The organism is Burkholderia cepacia complex sp. TUM26381 (assembly GCF_057439935.1).
In genome coordinates this window covers 1,124,022-1,140,435 of record NZ_CM172008.1, presented here as the reverse complement: position 1 = coordinate 1,140,435, position 16,414 = coordinate 1,124,022, and the positions used below count along the sequence as shown (strand labels likewise).

General features: G+C 67.9%; 12 protein-coding genes and 2 pseudogenes. 9 read left to right on the top strand and 5 right to left on the bottom strand.

The features are described from left to right. Positions 1-2: 2 nt before the first annotated feature. The 4 genes and pseudogenes from ACWMMN_RS36970 to ACWMMN_RS36955 all read right to left on the bottom strand — a co-directional run. Positions 3-1,100 (bottom strand): ABC transporter substrate-binding protein, encoded by a 1,098-nt coding sequence (locus tag ACWMMN_RS36970; RefSeq protein ID WP_059241011.1) that lies wholly within the window; start codon positions 1,098-1,100, stop codon positions 3-5. 150 nt (positions 1,101-1,250) lie between these two features. Continuing rightward, on the bottom strand, positions 1,251-2,723 hold the full coding sequence (locus ACWMMN_RS36965; RefSeq protein WP_486424268.1) for an aldehyde dehydrogenase family protein: 1,473 nt from the start codon (positions 2,721-2,723) through the stop codon (positions 1,251-1,253). Next, on the bottom strand, positions 2,720-4,414 hold the full coding sequence (locus ACWMMN_RS36960) for a 5-guanidino-2-oxopentanoate decarboxylase (RefSeq protein WP_486424267.1): 1,695 nt from the start codon (positions 4,412-4,414) through the stop codon (positions 2,720-2,722). Before ACWMMN_RS36960 ends, ACWMMN_RS36965 begins: the two co-directional genes overlap by 4 nt. Before the next feature lie 254 nt (positions 4,415-4,668). Next, positions 4,669-4,902 (bottom strand): annotated as a pseudogene (locus ACWMMN_RS36955) (integrase core domain-containing protein); the annotation flags it as partial. Between the two features lie 128 nt (positions 4,903-5,030). On the opposite strand from ACWMMN_RS36955, the pseudogene ACWMMN_RS36950 reads away from it, so the two are divergent. The 9 genes and pseudogenes from ACWMMN_RS36950 to ACWMMN_RS36910 form a co-directional block, all read left to right on the top strand. Next, positions 5,031-5,282: pseudogene (locus ACWMMN_RS36950) on the top strand (UTRA domain-containing protein); the annotation flags it as partial. Between the two features lie 388 nt (positions 5,283-5,670). Continuing rightward, complete coding sequence (locus ACWMMN_RS36945; RefSeq protein WP_342706034.1) at positions 5,671-7,167, top strand: MFS transporter; 1,497 nt, start codon at positions 5,671-5,673, stop codon at positions 7,165-7,167. Between the two features lie 8 nt (positions 7,168-7,175). Continuing rightward, positions 7,176-7,763: a hydrolase gene (locus ACWMMN_RS36940; RefSeq protein ID WP_048246495.1), complete on the top strand. Its 588-nt coding sequence runs from the start codon at positions 7,176-7,178 to the stop codon at positions 7,761-7,763. Between the two features lie 58 nt (positions 7,764-7,821). Beyond that, complete coding sequence (locus ACWMMN_RS36935; protein WP_129518026.1) at positions 7,822-8,985, top strand: zinc-binding dehydrogenase; 1,164 nt, start codon at positions 7,822-7,824, stop codon at positions 8,983-8,985. 102 nt (positions 8,986-9,087) lie between these two features. Next, on the top strand, positions 9,088-10,326 hold the full coding sequence (locus tag ACWMMN_RS36930; protein WP_155627366.1) for a CaiB/BaiF CoA transferase family protein: 1,239 nt from the start codon (positions 9,088-9,090) through the stop codon (positions 10,324-10,326). After that, positions 10,323-11,195 (top strand): HpcH/HpaI aldolase/citrate lyase family protein, encoded by an 873-nt coding sequence (locus ACWMMN_RS36925; protein WP_256087568.1) that lies wholly within the window; start codon positions 10,323-10,325, stop codon positions 11,193-11,195. The genes ACWMMN_RS36930 and ACWMMN_RS36925 overlap by 4 nt, the downstream gene beginning before the upstream one ends. Next, positions 11,192-12,673 carry an MmgE/PrpD family protein gene (locus ACWMMN_RS36920; protein WP_486424266.1) on the top strand — a complete coding sequence of 494 codons (1,482 nt, stop codon included), beginning with the start codon at positions 11,192-11,194 and terminating at the stop codon, positions 12,671-12,673. The genes ACWMMN_RS36925 and ACWMMN_RS36920 overlap by 4 nt, the downstream gene beginning before the upstream one ends. Beyond that, positions 12,670-13,689: a cyclase family protein gene (locus tag ACWMMN_RS36915; RefSeq protein ID WP_059242317.1), complete on the top strand. Its 1,020-nt coding sequence runs from the start codon at positions 12,670-12,672 to the stop codon at positions 13,687-13,689. The genes ACWMMN_RS36920 and ACWMMN_RS36915 overlap by 4 nt, the downstream gene beginning before the upstream one ends. A gap of 292 nt (positions 13,690-13,981) precedes the next feature. Next, positions 13,982-14,911, top strand: a complete 930-nt coding sequence (locus tag ACWMMN_RS36910; RefSeq protein ID WP_059242531.1) for a LysR family transcriptional regulator — start codon at positions 13,982-13,984, stop codon at positions 14,909-14,911. 20 nt (positions 14,912-14,931) lie between these two features. Here ACWMMN_RS36910 and ACWMMN_RS36905 read toward each other — a convergent pair whose 3' ends face one another. After that, on the bottom strand, positions 14,932-16,401 hold the full coding sequence (locus ACWMMN_RS36905; protein ID WP_174993650.1) for an MmgE/PrpD family protein: 1,470 nt from the start codon (positions 16,399-16,401) through the stop codon (positions 14,932-14,934). Positions 16,402-16,414: the final 13 nt, after the last annotated feature.

Below are 16,414 nucleotides of genomic sequence, written 5' to 3'. Positions count from 1 at the left end.
CGTTATGCCGAGAAGAGGCCCGTGTAGCGCTTGATCCACGCGGGCTGGACGGCCGCGAGCGCCTTGTCGTCGTGCAGCAAGGCCTTCTCCGCGATCTGCTGCGGCGACGGCACGAACGCGCGGCTTTCCGCGGGAATCACGGCCTTGCCGTTCACCGGGCCGTTCAGCACATCGGCCGCCATCCGGCCCTGCACGCCCGCGTCGAGCGAATGGTTGATGAACGCATGGATCAGGTCGAGGTCGCCCGGGTGCGCCTTCGGGATCACGGTGAACATCAGTTGCGTCGCGAAGCCTTCCTTCATCCCGTACGTCACGCCCATCTTGTAGTCGGGCTTGCGGATCTGGTCCGGGAAGAACGCGGGCGAATAGATGCCGCCGATGTCGAGCGAGCCGGTGCGGAACAGGTCGGCTACCTGGTTCGGGTTTTCGCCGAGCGTCATCACGCGATCCTTCAACTGCGCGAGCTTCCTGAATCCCGGATCGATGTTCTGCTGCGAACCACCGGCCAGCTTCGCGGCGATGATCGCGAGGTCGACCGCTTCGGCCCACTCGGGCGGCGGCAGGAACAGGCGGCCCGCATACTTCGGATCCCACAGTGCCTCGTAGCTCGACGGCGCGCTCTTCACGGTCGCCGTGTTGTAGATCAGCCCGTCCGACCACAGCAGGTAGCCGATGCCGAAGCCGTTCGCGCCGGTGCGGTATTGCGGCGCGACGTCCTTCAGGTTCGGCAGCCGGTTCAGGTCCGGCTTTGCGAGCAGGCCCGCATCGGCGAGACCCGCCGCGCCCACGCCGGCGAGCGTGATGACATCGTAGGTCGGCCGTTCACCCGCGGCCTTGACCTTCGCGACCATGCCCGACGTGCCGTCCGCACGATCGGCGATCACGCGTGCGCCGGTCTGCTTGCTGAAGGTTTCCGCGATGTTGCGCAGCGCGGCCGCGCCGGTATCGTCCGACCAGGTGAGCAGGCGCAGCGTCTTGCCGGCGAAGCTGCTCGACTGTGCCTTCGCAGTACTGATGAATGGCATCGGAAGGGCGGATGCGGCGAGTGCCGTGCCGAGGGTTTTGATCACCTGCCTTCTGCCCGCCTTGAAGTGTTGCATGGCCGTCTCCTGATGAACGATGCCGTGTGGTTCGATGCCGCTCGCCGAACGGCGGCGCGGGGTGTGGATGAACTGTAGGGAGGTCAAATTTCCGCAACAAACGAAATATCCGCATGCGCGGCATGACATAAACGCATGGGCCGCGTGGCTTCAGCGGGCCGGCAACATGACCTGCTTGATCTCCTGGAACGCGGCCAGCCCGAACGGACCGAGCTCGCGTCCGATGCTGCTGCGCTTGTAGCCGCCCCATGAGGTTTGCGGATAGATCAGCTGCGGCGTGTTGATCCACACGACGCCTGCCTCGAGCGCGTCGGCGACCCGCTTGCCGCGTTCCGTGTCGCGCGTGACGACGGTGGCGACGAGCCCGTACTCGGTATCGTTGGCGGCCGCGATCGCGTCGTCTTCGGTGTCGAACGCGCGTACGCACAGCACCGGGCCGAAGATTTCCTCATACCAGAGCGTGCTGTCGGCCGGCACGTCGGCGAACAGCGCGGGTCGGATGAAGTAGCCGGGGCCGTCGAGCACGTCGCCGCCCGTCACGAGCCGCGCGCCGTCGGCCCGGCCTTGCGCGATGTGGCGCTTCACGCGTTCGTATTGCGCGCGGTTCGTCAGCGGGCCCATCTGCACGCCGGGCGAGAACGGCGGGCCGACGACGGTCGCGTCGATCCGCCGCGCGAGGCGCGCGATCAGCTCGCGGGCGAGCGGGGCGGCGACGAGCACGCGCGAGGTTGCCGAACACATCTGCCCGGCGTTGAAGAGGCCGCCGCCCGCGATCAGTTCGACCGCATGATCGAGATCGGCATCGTCGAACACGACGATCGACGACTTGCCGCCGAGTTCGAGGCCGACGCCCTTGATCGTGTCGGCGGCCGTCTTCATGACCTGTGCGCCGACCGCCGTGCTGCCGGTAAACGACACCTTCGCGACGAGCGGATGCGCACACAGCCGCGCGCCGACATCGTGGCCGGTGCCCGTCACGACGTTCAGCACGCCGGGCGGCAGGCCCGCCTCGGCGACGATCGCGGCGAGTTCGAGTTCGGGCAGCGGCGTGATCTCGGACGGCTTCAGCACGACGGTGCAACCGGCCGCGAGCGCGGGCGCGAGCTTCCACGCGGTCGTCACCATCGGGAAATTCCACGGCACGATCAGCGCGGCGACGCCGGCGGGTTCACGCCGGATCCACGCACGATGGTCGCCGCCGGGCAGCGACACCTCGGTTTCGCCGTCCATGTCGAGGCGGTCCGCGAGGCCTGCGTAGTAGTCGAAGGTGGCGATCACGTCCGCGACGTCGATCTCGGCTTCGGCGAATGGCTTGCCGTTGTTGAGCGACTGCAGTGTCGCGAGCCGCACGCGGCGCGCTTCGACACCGCGTGCGATCGCGCGGAGCAGGGCCGCGCGCATGGCGCCGGTTGTGCGTTTCCAGCCGGAAAACGCGCGCGATGCGGCTTGCACGGCACGCTCGACGTCTGCCTCGCCGCCCGCGCTAACGTCGGCGAGGACCGCTTCCGTCGACGGATCGACGACGGGCAGCGTCGCGCCGCTGAAGCTCGTGCGCCACGTACCGTCGATGAAATGGTGCGTGTGCAGAGGCGGATCGATCGCGAGATCGGGCGTCGTGCTCATTGCTGCACCTGACCGAACCAGGTTGCCTCGTCGATTTCGATCACGGTCGGAATCGCGCGTGCTGCGGCGTCGCGCAGCGCCATGGACAGCGCGTCGGGCGTCGCGGCTACTTGCGCCGCGCAGCCGAAACCGCGTGCGAGTGCCTGGAAATCGGGCGTATAGGGATCGACGCCGACCGGCGTGATGTCGCGCGCGACCATGTATTTGCGGATCTCTCCGTAGCCGCGGTTGTTCCAGACGATCACGATCACCGGCACGCGTGCCTCGACCGCGCTCGCGAGCTCCGGCAGCGTGAACTGCAGGCCGCCGTCACCGATCAGGCATACGACCGGCCGCGCAGGCGCGGCAAGCTTGGCGCCGATCGCGGCGGGCAGCCCGTAGCCGAGCGTGCCGTAGCCGGTCGACGAGTTGAACCAGCTGCGTGGCGCCGGTGCATCGTGCGTGAAATTGCCGACGTAGACGGGGCTCGTCGAATCGCCCGCGACGATCGCGCCGGGCAGCGCCGCGACGATCGTGTCGATCAGCCGCGCCTGCGCGCGCGCGGGGCCGTCGTGGCCGGATGCGATCGCGGCGCGCACAGCGGCCACTCGAGGCGCGCCCCAGCCGGCCTCGGGTGTCGGCGCCGGCCGTTCGTGCAGTCGGGTCGACAGCGCGCCGAGCGCCAGCCGGGAATCGCCGGCGATGGCGATTTCCGCGCGTGCGTTGCGCATCAGCTGTTGCGCGTCGATGTCGATGCGGATCAACCGGCCGTCGATCGCGAAGCCGCCGTCGAACGTGACGTCGTAATCGGTTTCGCCAAGCTCGGTGCCGACGGCGAGCACCACGTCGGCATCACGGATCGCCGCGCGGGTGGCCGGCAGCGACTGGGTGGAGCCGATCAGCAACGGGTGGCCGGCCGGCAGCAACCCCTTTGCGTTGATCGTCAGCGCGACCGGCGCGTGCAGGCGTTCGGCGAGTTCGCGCAGTTCCGCCGCTGCGCGGATGGCGCCGCCGCCCGCGAGGATCAGCGGCCGGCGTGCGTGCGCGAGCAGGTCGGCGGCCGCCCCGAGCGCATTCGCATCCGGCGCGGGTCGCGCGGGCAGCGCGAGCGGCGCGGCGGGCAGCGCCGGTGCCGGCATCACGATCACGTCGAGCGGAATTTCGATATGCACGGGCCGCGGCCGCGCGCTTTCGAAAACCGCGAATGCGCGCGCGAGCACCTGCGGCAGGTCGGCCGCGTCGAGCAGCGTGTGCGAGAACGCGGTGAGTCCCGCAAACACGTCGCGCTGCGATGGCAGTTCGTGCAGGCGGCCGTCGCCGCTGCCGAGTTCGCGCCGTGCGTTGACGCTCGAGATCACCAGCATCGGAATCGAATCCGCGTAGGCCTGTGCCATCGCGGTCGCGATATTGGTCATGCCCGGCCCCGTGATGATGAAGCAGACGCCCGGCCGGCCCGTGACGCGTGCGTAGCCGTCGGCCATGAAGCCGGCCCCCTGTTCGTGGCGCGGCGTTACATGGCGTATCGACGACTCGGCCAGGCCGCGATAGAGCTCGACGGTATGCACGCCGGGAATGCCGAACACGCATTCGACGCCCTGGCGCTCGAGCAGGTCGACGAGCGCTTCGCCACAGGTGCGGGGGTGGGCAGTGAACGGTGCCGCCGTGGCCGTACGGGCCTCGGCGATGCAGGAGACGGTGGCAGGATGGTTCATGGATCGTGGGGTGTCGGTTGGGAGGGTGAGTGGCCCGTACCGCAAGCGAGGGGCATGAAGCGGATTGTCGGCGTCGATCCGGGGCGCCAACAATCGATTAGTTTTCATGCGCGGCATGAGCGCCGTGCATGGCGGAGACGACACATCGCCAAACCGCGGGAAAGTATTCCCGCGAAGAAATCACTGAACCGGCTTACGTCAGCAGCGTGTGCGCCCCAGCGTGGATTTGACCTGCGGCGGAATTTTGTAGCCAATCAGGCGGTGAGTCTCGCGTCGATATTATCGGAATCCAGCCAGGCTCGACGGACCGTGGCGGGAGGTTGATAGCGATGTGCGCTATGGGGTCGACGCTCGTTGTAGAGCGGTCGCCAGCGTTCGATGAGCACCTTGGCTTCGGCGCGGCTGCGGAACCATTCCCGGTTCAGCAATTCGTCACGCAGTTTGCCGTTGAAGCTCTCGACGAACCCGTTTTGCCACGGACTGCCTGGCCTCTCGGCCTCTCGCAAGATGCGGATGATCTGCTCGTCGGTAAATCGCTTCTTCATCGAGTTCTCCTTGCTTCCAGGATAAAAGAGAACTCACTTGCCAAATGGCTACAAGAAACGCATCAGGTCATCCCGCGTATCTGGAACAGGACTTCACGGTCGAGACGCCGAATCACTACATGGTGCGGCTTGAGCCGATCCAGCGCGCGGAGTTCCGGATCTACGCGCAGAAGCCCGACGCGCAGGTGCGCCGGCGCCTCGTGATGGAAATCTGCGAGCCGTGTCTGTTATTGAGGCGCCCCACGTGGGTCGGCGAGCATGTAGCGACGTCGGTGCGCTTGTGGCATCCGGCATCGCGGTTTCATCTGGCGGGGAAGGTGTGAGCCTGCAGGTTGCCGCCCGGCGGCTCAACCCCACGTAGCGATATGCGTTTCATCGTGCCGGTCTAGAGCGACTGCTCTGAATTCTCGCCGCACTGCCGCATAAAACGGTCATCAGCCGGTGGGGGTACGCCGGGGCAAATCATTTCGTATGCACCCGGCAAGATTCGTCGCGCTCCCGGGATAAGGCCGTCCGACAAGGGGTACGGCGAGTTTGCCGTCGTTATTCCCGACCTGCCGTGGCCGCTTTTGCACATCCGGCTCGCGATCTGCATTCAAGCGACGAATCTGTGCATCGCAACAATCCATTTCATTCACGGCAATCGTCCCGGTAAGGTGAACGCACGTTCGAATTTGCTCGAACGAAGCGAATCCACTCCTTGACGATGCCATGAAAACGACTCCCGATCGACCAGCGGAAGCGTCACCCTCGCGCCCCGGCGTCCCGCCGGCAGGCGGCGGAAATGCACGCGCGGCGGGCCTGCGCCTGCCGACCCGGCTGGTGGGTCCGATTGTGCTCGGGACGCTGCTCAACGCGCTGAACTCGTCGATGATCGCGGTCGCGCTCGTCAGCATCCAGCAGGCGTTCAACCCGCAGGGACATGAACGCATCGACACGATGTGGCTCGTGTCGGGCCTTTATCTCGCGACGGCGGTCGGCCAGCCGACGATGGGGCGGCTCGCCGACCGGTTCGGTGCGAAGCGGATCTTCTGCATCGGCCTCGCGATCGTATTGATCGCGTCCGCGCTCGCGCCGTTCGCGCCGTCGCTCGAGTGGCTGATCGCATCGCGCGTCGCGCTCGGCATCGGCACGTCCGCCGCGTATCCGGCCGGCATGGCGATGATCCGCGCCTGGTCGCAGCGACACGCGAACGGCGCGACGCCGACGGGCGGCCTCGGCGCGATCTCGGTCGCGGCACAGGTGGCCGTCGCGTTCGGGCCGCCGCTTGGCGGCGCGCTCGTGCAGTTCGCCGGCTGGCGCGCGATCTTCTGGATCAACGTGCCGATCGTGCTGCTGGCCTTCGTGCTGGCGTGGCTGTGGATTCCGGCCGACGTCGTCCCGCGCGGCGCGCAGGAACGCCGCACGCTGCGGGGCACGCTGAAGGAGCTGGATCTGCCGGGCGTCGCGCTGTTCGTCCTGACGCTCGCGAGCCTGCTGCTGTTCCTGCAATCGGTAACGCACGAGCCCGACTGGCTGCTGCTGGTTGCGACGCTGGTTCTGTGCCCGATGCTCGTCGGGCGCGAGCGGCGGGCCGCGACGCCGCTGATCGACATCCGCATGCTGAGCGACAACCGTGCACTCACGAGCACGTACCTGCGCTGCGTCGGCACCTACGCGGTGTTCTACGCGATCTTCTATGCGCTGCCGATGTGGCTGCAGGAAGCCAAGCACCTGTCCGCCGCCGATGCCGGCCTCGTGATGCTGCCGGTCGCCGGGATCGGCACCGTGGCGACGATGTTCGCGACCCGCCTCGCGCACCGTCACGGCTCGCGGCCGGTGCTGATCATCGGCTCCGCGATGCTGTGCGTCGGCAGCGTCGTGATGAGTCTCCTCACCAGCGCGATGCCGGTCTGGTCGATCGTGCTGCTGTCGATCGTGTTCGGCGTACCGAACGGCTTCAACAATCTCGGCAACCAGGCGGCGCTCTACCAGAGCGCGCCGCACGACCGGATCGGCACGGCCTCGGGGCTGTACCGCACCGCGCAGTATGTCGGCGGCAGCCTGTCGTTTGCGCTCGTCGGGCTGGCGCTCGGCCATCCGGCGAGCGATCGCGGCCTGCGCGAGCTGGCCATTGTCCTGGCGGTCATCAGCGTGCTGCTGCTGCTCAACGCGGCATCGAGCCGGCACCTGGATGCCGCCGCTTCTTCCATCTCCCAACAGAAGTGAGGTGTTACATGTCCATTCCGACGCTCAATCGCACGGTTGCCCTGGTCGCCATCGATCTGCAGAACGGCATCGTGTCGCTGCCGGTCGTGCCGTACACCGGTGCGCAGGTCGTGGCGAAAACGGTCGAGCTCGCGACCGCGTTCCGCGCGCTGCAGCTTCCCGTCATCTACGTGCACACGAGCTACCAGCCGGACGGCGGCGTGGCGCTGAAGGTCAAGACGGATGCGCCGTCGGCGCCGCCGAATCTCGATCCCGAATGGAGCGCGTTCGCGCCGGCGCTCGGCGTGGCGCCGTCCGACATCGTCGTGACGAAGCACCAGTGGGGCGCGTTCACCGGCACCGACCTCGACGTGCAGCTGCGCCGGCGCGGCATCACGGACATCGTGCTGACCGGGATCGCAACCAACATCGGCGTCGAATCGACGGCGCGCCAGGCATACGAGAACAACTACAACGTCGTCGTCGTCAGCGACGCGGTCAGCACGTCGTCCACCGACGCGCAGACCTTCGCGCTGACGCAGATCTTCCCGAAGCTCGGGCAGGTCGCCGCGACGGCCGACGTGGAGGCGGCACTGGAGCAGGCGTTTTCGCGCTGAACGAAGCGGCGTGTTCGGCGTGCACCATTCATACAGAGCCATTTAACGAGGCATGACGATGATCAAGACCGATGCATGGGTTCTTTACGCAGGACCGGAACCGAGCAAGAAGCAGGCGCCCGTGGCGGGCGAGCTGCGTCGCGAAACCTTCGAATTCTCCGATCTGGAAGCCGACGAGGTGCTGGTCGAGCCGCTGTACGGATCGTGGGAAGCGAACCTCGACCACGCGCTGTCGCGCAATCCGGTCGACATCTGCCGGCAGCGCCGCGAGGACAAGATCGTGCTCGGCAACGGTGCGCTGGTGCGCATCGTCGAGCGCGGCCGCGGCGTGAAGACGCTGAAGGAAGGCGAGATCTGCATGGTGATGCCGTTCGGCAAGCGCGACGAATACGGGTTCGCCGAACTCGTCTACGCGTACGACGCACCGGGCACGATCGGCGTGATGGCGCAGCGGACCAAGATGCGCGCCGACAACCTCGTGGCGGTGCCGACGGACAGCCGGCATTCGCTGCTGCAATGGGCGACGTACGGCCGCTACTTCACCGCGTGGGACAACTGGAAGGTGGCGTCGGCGTGCTGGCGCTCGCAGTTGCCGGACGTCGATCCGGCCGACTACCTGGTATTCGGCTGGGGCGGCGGCACGACGCTCGCCGAACTGCAGCTCGCGAAGCGAGAAGGCTTTCGCGTCGCGATGACGGCGAGCAACGACCGGCGCCTCGAGGAGCTCGCGAAGCTCGGCATCACGCCGGTCGATCGCCGCAAGTTCCCGAATCTCGCGTATGACGACGAGCGCTACAAGACCGATCCCGAGTATCAGGCGAGCTATCGCGAGTCGGAGCGCGTGTTCGCGGAGACGATCGCGGAACTGAGCGGCGGCCGCGGCGTCGCGATCTTCCTCGACAACCTCGGCGGCGCGCTGTATCGCTCGACGATGCGCGTGGTCGGCCGCACCGGCATCGTCACGACGGTCGGCTGGAAGACCGGGATGCGCCTGTGGAACCTGCGCGCGACGGAATGCATCAACCGCCGCCTGCACATCCACACGCACGCGTGGCGCTACGACGACAGCATCACGATCCGCGACTTCCAGGAAACGAGCGGCTGGATCGGCGAGGAGCCGACCGAGATCTTCGATTTCGACGAAGTGCCGAAGCTCGCGTCCGACTACCTGAACGGGAAGATCCAGACGTATTTCCCGATCTACCGGATCAACGCCGTCTGAGCGACAGGTCGCGCGCCGCGCCCGCATCTTTGCATGTTGATTAGTCATGCAGACGATGCCGGCGCGCGGCGCGCCGTGCAATCCATTTGACTGGAGAACGGCATGGCCACTGTGGAAATCGGGGACGTCGACGCCGGCGCGGCGTCGGACACCTCCAAACGGGCGCCCCTCGACGGCATTCGCGTGATCGACGCCGCGACGCTGTTCGCGGGCCCGCTCTCGGCGACGATGCTCGCGGACTACGGCGCCGACGTGATCAAGGTCGAGCATCCGGACGGCGATCCGGCGCGCAAGTACGGCGCGCGTCGCGACGACGTGCCGTTGTGGTGGAAGGTGCTCGCGCGCAACAAGCGGGCGGTCACGCTGAATCTCGGCACGGCCGACGGCCAGCGGATCTTCCGCGAACTGGTGGCGCAGGCGGACGTGGTCGTCGAGAATTTCCGGCCCGGCACGCTTGAGCGCTGGGGGCTCGGTTACGACGTGCTGTCCGCGATCAACCCGCGGCTCGTGCTCGTGCGGGTAACGGGCTTCGGCCAGTTCGGCCCGTATGCGAGCCGGCCGGGCTTCGGTACGCTGGCCGAGGCGATGAGCGGGCTCGCGTCGATCACCGGCGAGGCGGACGGGCCGCCGCTCCTGCCGTCGTTTCCGCTTGCCGACACGGTCGCGGGGCTGACCGCCGCGTTCGCGATCATGACCGCGCTGAAGGCGCGCGAGCAGACCGGGCGCGGCCAGGTCGTCGATCTCGCGATCATCGAGACGATGCTTGCCGCGATGGGCGCGCAAGTCGCGAGCTACGACCAGACGGGCCGGGTGCCCGAGCGTACAGGCAATCGTTCACCGAACAATTCGCCGCGCGGTGTCTACCGCACGTCGGACGGCAAGTGGGTCGCGCTGTCGACGTCTGCGCACAGCATCGCCGAGCGCGTGATGCGCCTCGTCGGCCGCGCGGACCTGATCGACGAACCGTGGTTCGCGAACGGCGCCGAGCGCGCGAAGCATGCGGACGAGCTGGATGCGGCGGTCGGCGGCTGGATCGGGCAGCGCACGCGCGACGAGGTGATCGCCGAATTCGAGCGCGCGCAGGCGGCGGTCGCGCCGATCTACGACGTCGCCGACGTGCTGCGCGATCCGCAGTACGCGGCGCTCGGCTCGGTCGTGTCGGTGCCCGACGCGGAGCTTGGCGCGTTCCGCACGCACAACGTGCCGTTCCGGCTGTCCGACACGCCCGGCGCGATCCGCTGGGGAGGACCTGCGCGCGGCACGCACAACGACGAAGTATTCGGCGCATTGGGACTGGAGCGGCGCGAGATCGCCGATTTGACCGAACGAGGCGTGATATGAAAACCAGCGCAACTTACCGCAGTTACCTTTACGTGCCCGCGCACAAGGCGCAGGTGGTGGAAAAGGCGTATGCAAGCGAAGCCGATGCCATCGTGCTCGACCTCGAGGATGCCGTGCCGGCCAGCCACAAGGCCGAGGCACGCCAGGCGGCCGCCGCGATTCTCGCGGAAGGCCCGCCGAAGCCGACCTACGTGCGGATCAACCCGATCGGCAGCCCGTGGTGCCGCGACGACGTCGAGGCGATCGCGCAGCCGGCGCTGCAGGCGCTGCGCCTGCCGAAATGCGACCTGCCGCAGCATATCCAGGAGGTCGCGGGCTGGCTCGACGCGCTCGGCTGCGAGGCTGGCATCCAGATCCTGATCGAGTCGGCGTACGGCGTCGAGACGGCTTACCAGCTCGCGACCGCGTCGCCGCGGCTCGAACGGATCGGGCTCGGCGAGAGCGACCTGCGCGCGGACCTGCAGATCGGCGTCGACAACTTCACGCTCGAGGTGTGCCGTGCGCGCTGCGTGGTCGTGTCGCGCGCGGCGGGGCTGAACGGGCCGATCCAGACGGTCTATCACACGCTGCCCGATCTCGACGGACTGAAGGAATCGACGCTGCGCGCGAAATCGATGGGGTTCCTCGGCCGCTTCGCGATCCATCCGTCGCAGCTCGCGGTGATCAACGAGGTGTTCACGCCGTCGGAGGACGAGATCCGCGCGGCCGAGCGCGTGCTCGAAGCGGTCGATGCGGCGGCCGGCAAGGCCTCGGCGTCGTCGGTGTTCGTGCTGCCGGACGGCCGCGTGGTCGCGCCGCCGCTGATCGCCAACGCACACGTGACGCTCGCGCTCGCGAACAATCTTCGACTCAGTGGAGCACTGGCATGAGCACACCCGAAACGCTTTCCGCTCCGGCAGCGGCCGCGACGAACCGGCCCTTGCCGCCCGACGGCATCGTCGGCGCGCTCGGCCGCTTTGCGGCGGAGGTGCGCGCCGAAGGGCTGGAACGCAGGCTGCGCGTCGAGGCCGCCGCGCGCGTGCTGGACGTGGTCGGCAACAGCCTGATCGCGCACGACGAACCGGTCGCGCAGTCGGTGCTGCAGGTCGCGCGGCGCTGGGGCGGCACCGGCCCGGCGAGCGTGATCGGCGCGCCCGACCGGCTGCCGGCCGCGAGCGCCGCGCTCGTCAACGGCACGCTCGCGCATGCGATGGATTTCGACGATTCGCACATGCGCTCGGTGCTGCATCCGAGCGCGTCCGTGATTCCGGCCGCGCTCGCCGCCGCGCAGGCGAGCGGCGCGTCGGGTGCGGCGCTGCTCGATGCGATCACGGTCGGCACCGAGGTGTGCATCCGGCTCGGTGTCGCCGCTTACAACGAGCAGCTCGGCAATTCGGTGTTCTTCGAGCGCGGCCAGCACGCGACGTCGATCTGCGGCACGGTCGGCGCGGCGGCGGCCGCGGCGATGCTGTTCGGGCTCGACGCCGCGCAGATCGCGGCGGCGCTCGGCATTGCCGCGAGCATGGGCGCGGGCCTGCTCGAAGCGAACCGCACCGGCGGCTCGGTGAAGCGGATCCACTGCGGCTGGGCGGCGCACGCGGGCGTGAGCGCGGCGGAACTGGCGGGCGCGGGCGTAACCGCGCCGCCGACCGCGCTCGAAGGCCGCTTCGGTTTCTTCCACGCGTGGTGCGGCGACCTCGCCGACGTCGACGCGGTGCTGCGCGGCCTCGGCGACGAATGGGAGACGAGCCGGATCATCTTCAAGCCCTATCCGTGCAACCACTTCACGCATCCGGGCATCGACGCGGCGCTGCAGCTGAAGGCGCAAGGCGTGACGGCGGACGACGTGGTGTCGGCCGAGCTGCGGGTCGCGACGTCGACGCTGCGCACGATCGGCGAGCCGGCCGAGCTGAAGGCGAATCCGCCGACCGGTTATGCGGCGGCGTTCTCGGGGCCGTACACAGTCGCGGCGGCGCTGCTCGGCGGCGGCGGGCTCGGCGTCTGGTTCGACGATTTCGACGATGCGCTTGCGCAGCAACCCGCACGGCGCGCGCTGGCCGCGAAGGTGCGCTGCGTGGCCGATCCGTGGTGCGACACGCGCTTTCCGAACTTCCTGCCGGCCGTGCTGCGCGTCGAGCTGCGCGACGGGCAGGTGCGCGAGGCGCGGATCGAGTCGAGCAAGGGCACGAATTCGCGGCCGCTGACCGAACAGGAGCTCACCGCGAAATTCGTGCTGGCGGCGAGTTCGGCGCTCGGCATGGAGCGCGCGCTCGCGCTGCGCGACGCGGTGCAGGCGCTCGCCGACGATGCGCCGCTCGACCTGCTTGCGGCGCTGACGTCAGGTACTGAAGGAGGACACCGATCTTGAATGCACCGCGCTGGAAAAAGCGGCCGCCCGGCTCGAACTGGGGCGACTTCGGTCCCGACGATCAGAAGGGGCGGCTGAACTGGCTGACGCCCGACAAGGTACGGCAGGGCGTTGCCGAAGTCCGGGAAGGACTGTCGTTCTCGCTGAGCCTGCCGCTCGACGTGCCGCGCGGCGGCGGGTTGAACGCGCGGCGCCGGCCGCCGGCGATCATGCCGGCGCTGCTCGGCGACAAGCCGTACTTCGGCTATCGGGCCGACGAACAGGTTGCGAACGCAACCGACGTGGTCTGCGACGACTCGTTCTGCATGCACTCGCAGTTCTCGACGCAATGGGACGGCCTGTCGCACGTGGGCGGCGTGTTCGACGCGGACGACGACGGCGTGCCCGAAATCGTGTTCTACAACGGTTTCCGGATGGGCGAACATCTGCGGGTGCCGCAGGAAGGCGACGCGACGGGCGGCGCGCGCGCGCTCGGCATCGAGGTGATGGCGCAGACGGGCGTGCAGGGGCGCGGCGTGCTGATCGACCTGCGGCGTCATTTCGGCGATGCGCGCACCAAGGTCGGCTTCGCGCAGTTGATGCAGGTGATGGAGGCGGACCGCGTGCAGGTCGAGCGCGGCGACATCGTCTGCATTCACACCGGCTTCGCCGATCTGCTGCTGAACGACGACGGCGGATCGCCGGCGACGGTCGCGAGCGCGTGCGTGCTGGACAGCAGCGATGCGCGGCTGCTGCAATGGATCGACGAATCGGGGCTGGCCGCGCTCGTGGCCGACAACCATGCGATCGAGGAACGTCCGCAGCATGCGCAGCCGCTCCCGCAGCCGGGCGCACTGATGCCGCTGCACGAGCTGTGCCTGTTCAAGCTCGGCATTCACCTCGGCGAGCTGTGGCACCTGACGCCGCTCGCGAACTGGTTGCATGCGCATCGTCGGAACCGGTTTCTGCTGACCGCGCCGCCGTTGCATATCCGCGGCCTGGTCGGCGCGCCGGCGAATCCTGTCGCGACCGTTTGAGCCTGCGGGCGGCGGCTGTGGCGGCGGCCGCCCGCATTTTTTTGCAACGCGACAGGGTTGCGAAAATCGCGAATTAAATGGCCGATTGGCACGGTATTCAGAAGAATCGACGTGAAACGGACCCATTAATTTGAAAACTTAACCAATATCGTCCGATACCTAAAAATATAGATACGTCAAGATTGGACTATTCTTGTGCATTGCACTAAATATCTGGGGATTGCTCCGATTGCAGAATTTCGCAATCGTAATCGGAGGCGGTGATTAACCTGTTTAGTGGATGGTCGCAAACATGAATCTACGTTCGATCGATCTGAACCTGCTGGTCATACTCGATGCGCTATTGACGGAGAAGCAGGTCACACGGGCCGGCCAGAAGGTCGGCCTCACGCAGCCGGCCGTCAGCAACGCGCTGGCGCGGCTGCGATTCCTGTTCAAGGACGAGATCCTCGCGCGCACGGCGGTCGGCATGGAGTTGACGCCGCGCGCGCAGGCGCTGGCCATGCCGATTCGACAAATCATGCAACAAATCGAGGAATTATTTGAATCGGATTATCAATTCAATCCATTTACGTCCGAGCGCCATTTTACGGTGCGCATGTCGGATCTCACCGAATTGCTTTTGCTTCCGGCCCTGCTGCGCTGCATGCGATTGACCAGCCCGAATATCGGCATGGACGTCGTGCATATGAGTGCCACCCGGACCGCCGACGCGCTCGAATCGGGGCTGCTCGACCTGGCGATCAGCGCCGGCCTCGAACATTCGGGCACGCTGTCGTCGCGCATCGTATTTCATGACCGGATGGTCTGCGTGATGAGTTGCAGCCATCCGGACGCGGCCGCGCCGCTGACGCTCGAACGATTCCTCGCGCTCGACTTCCTCAACGTGACGATCAACCCGGTCGACCACAGCCTGATCGACAACCTGCTCGCGACCATGAACTGCACGCGGCGTATCGCGCTCAACGTGCCGCACTGGCTCGTCGTGCCGAACATGCTGGATGCGCTGCCGTACGCGGTGATCATGTCGGAGCGGCACGCGCTGAGCCTCGACGATGCGCGGCTCGTGATCCGCGAACTGCCGCTCGCGATGGAGCCCGTCGCGTGGTCGCTGTACTGGCACCGCCGCTACGACGGCAGCAACGCGCACGCGTGGCTGCGCGGCCGCATCGTCGAGGTCGCGGAAGCGCTCGAGCGGCACGTCGTCGCGGCGGAGGCTTAGGCGTAGGCCGAGCACGCCGGTCAGCCGACGACGAGCAGCGGCGGCAGCGACGCGACGTCGGGCTGCTCGTCGAGCCGCCACAGGTAGTCGAGCGCCGCGTGGATCTGTGCCGGGTTCCAGTGCCGCCGGCAGTTCTTCGTGAACTTCGCGACGTAGTCGTCGCGCCGCATCGGCCGCGTCGGCGAGCCGGGCAGGTCGTCCACCTGCTTCGTGCAGGTCGTGCCGTCTTCGCACACGGCCGTCACGCGATTCGGTGCCTGCGCCGGATAACGCGCGGTCAGCGACGGGTCCTCGCGCACCGTGATCCGCTCGATCAGCGCGCGCAGCGCCGGATCCTGCAGCGCGTCGTGCCGGTAGCTCTCGGTCGTGATGTCGCCGTCGAGCATCGCGCGCGCGACGATGTACGGCAGGCTGTGATCGGCGGTCTCGTGGGTCGATGGCGCCCATTTTTCGCGGTCGCGGCCGGCCGTCACGTAGCCGACCTCGGTCGTGTCGATCTCGATGCGCTGGATGCGGCGCAGGTCGCCGACCTGCGCGGCGACGTCGACTGCGGCCGGAATCGCCGTTTGCGTGAGCCCCTGGGCGGGATAGAACTTCACGAAGCATTTGCCGATCCGGAACGCGCCGCCGCGCCCGCCGAATTCACGTGTATCGACCGCGAACGGGCCGGACACCTGCGGAAAGAATCCCGCCATGCCTTCGAAGATCGGCGCGGGGCCGGTCAGCCCGGCGCGCGCGAGCTGCGTCGAGAACACCGCGTTGCGCGCGGCGTCCGCATCGGCGAGCGCCTTCCAGTTCGACAACTGCTGGACGCGTGTCTGGTTCAGCGCGAGATGGCTGTTGATCGACAGGTTCACCGCCTGCACCAGCTGCGGCGCGGGCATGCGCATCAGCTTGCCCGCGGCGAGCGCGACGGCGGGCAGGCTGTAACACGTGTGGTCCCAGCCGCGCGGGCTGATCGCGGCGGCGTCCATCAGCCGGCACGCGATCTCGTACGCGATCGCGATCGACAGGATCAGGTCGCGGCCGTTCGCATGCTGCGCTTCGGCGACGGCGAGGCACGCGGACATGTTGTCGCTTGGATGGCCGGTCTCCTTGCCGGCGTAGGCGTCGTTGAAATCGTAGTAGCGCAGCGCGGTGCCGGTCGCGAACGCGGCGAGATCGGGGCTCGTGCGCTCGCGGGTGCCGACGATGGTCGACACGCCGCCCGGCGACGCAAGCGCCACATCGCGCGCGATCCGCACCGGGCGTTCGTCGTGAGCGGCGATCGCGCAGCCGAGCGCGTCGATCAGGTGCGCCTTGATCGTCTCGACCGTCGCGTCGTCGAGGTCGCGATACTGCAGCCCGGCCGCGTAGTCGGCGAGCTGCTGCGCGAGATCGGGGCGGCCGGTGGTGACGCCGGCGGCCGGCAGCGCGCCGGCGCGGGCGTGGGCGAACGGCAGCGCGAGCGCCGTGCCGGTCAGCGTGGAAAGGAAGTGGCGGCGGTTCATGGTGCGTGGCTCC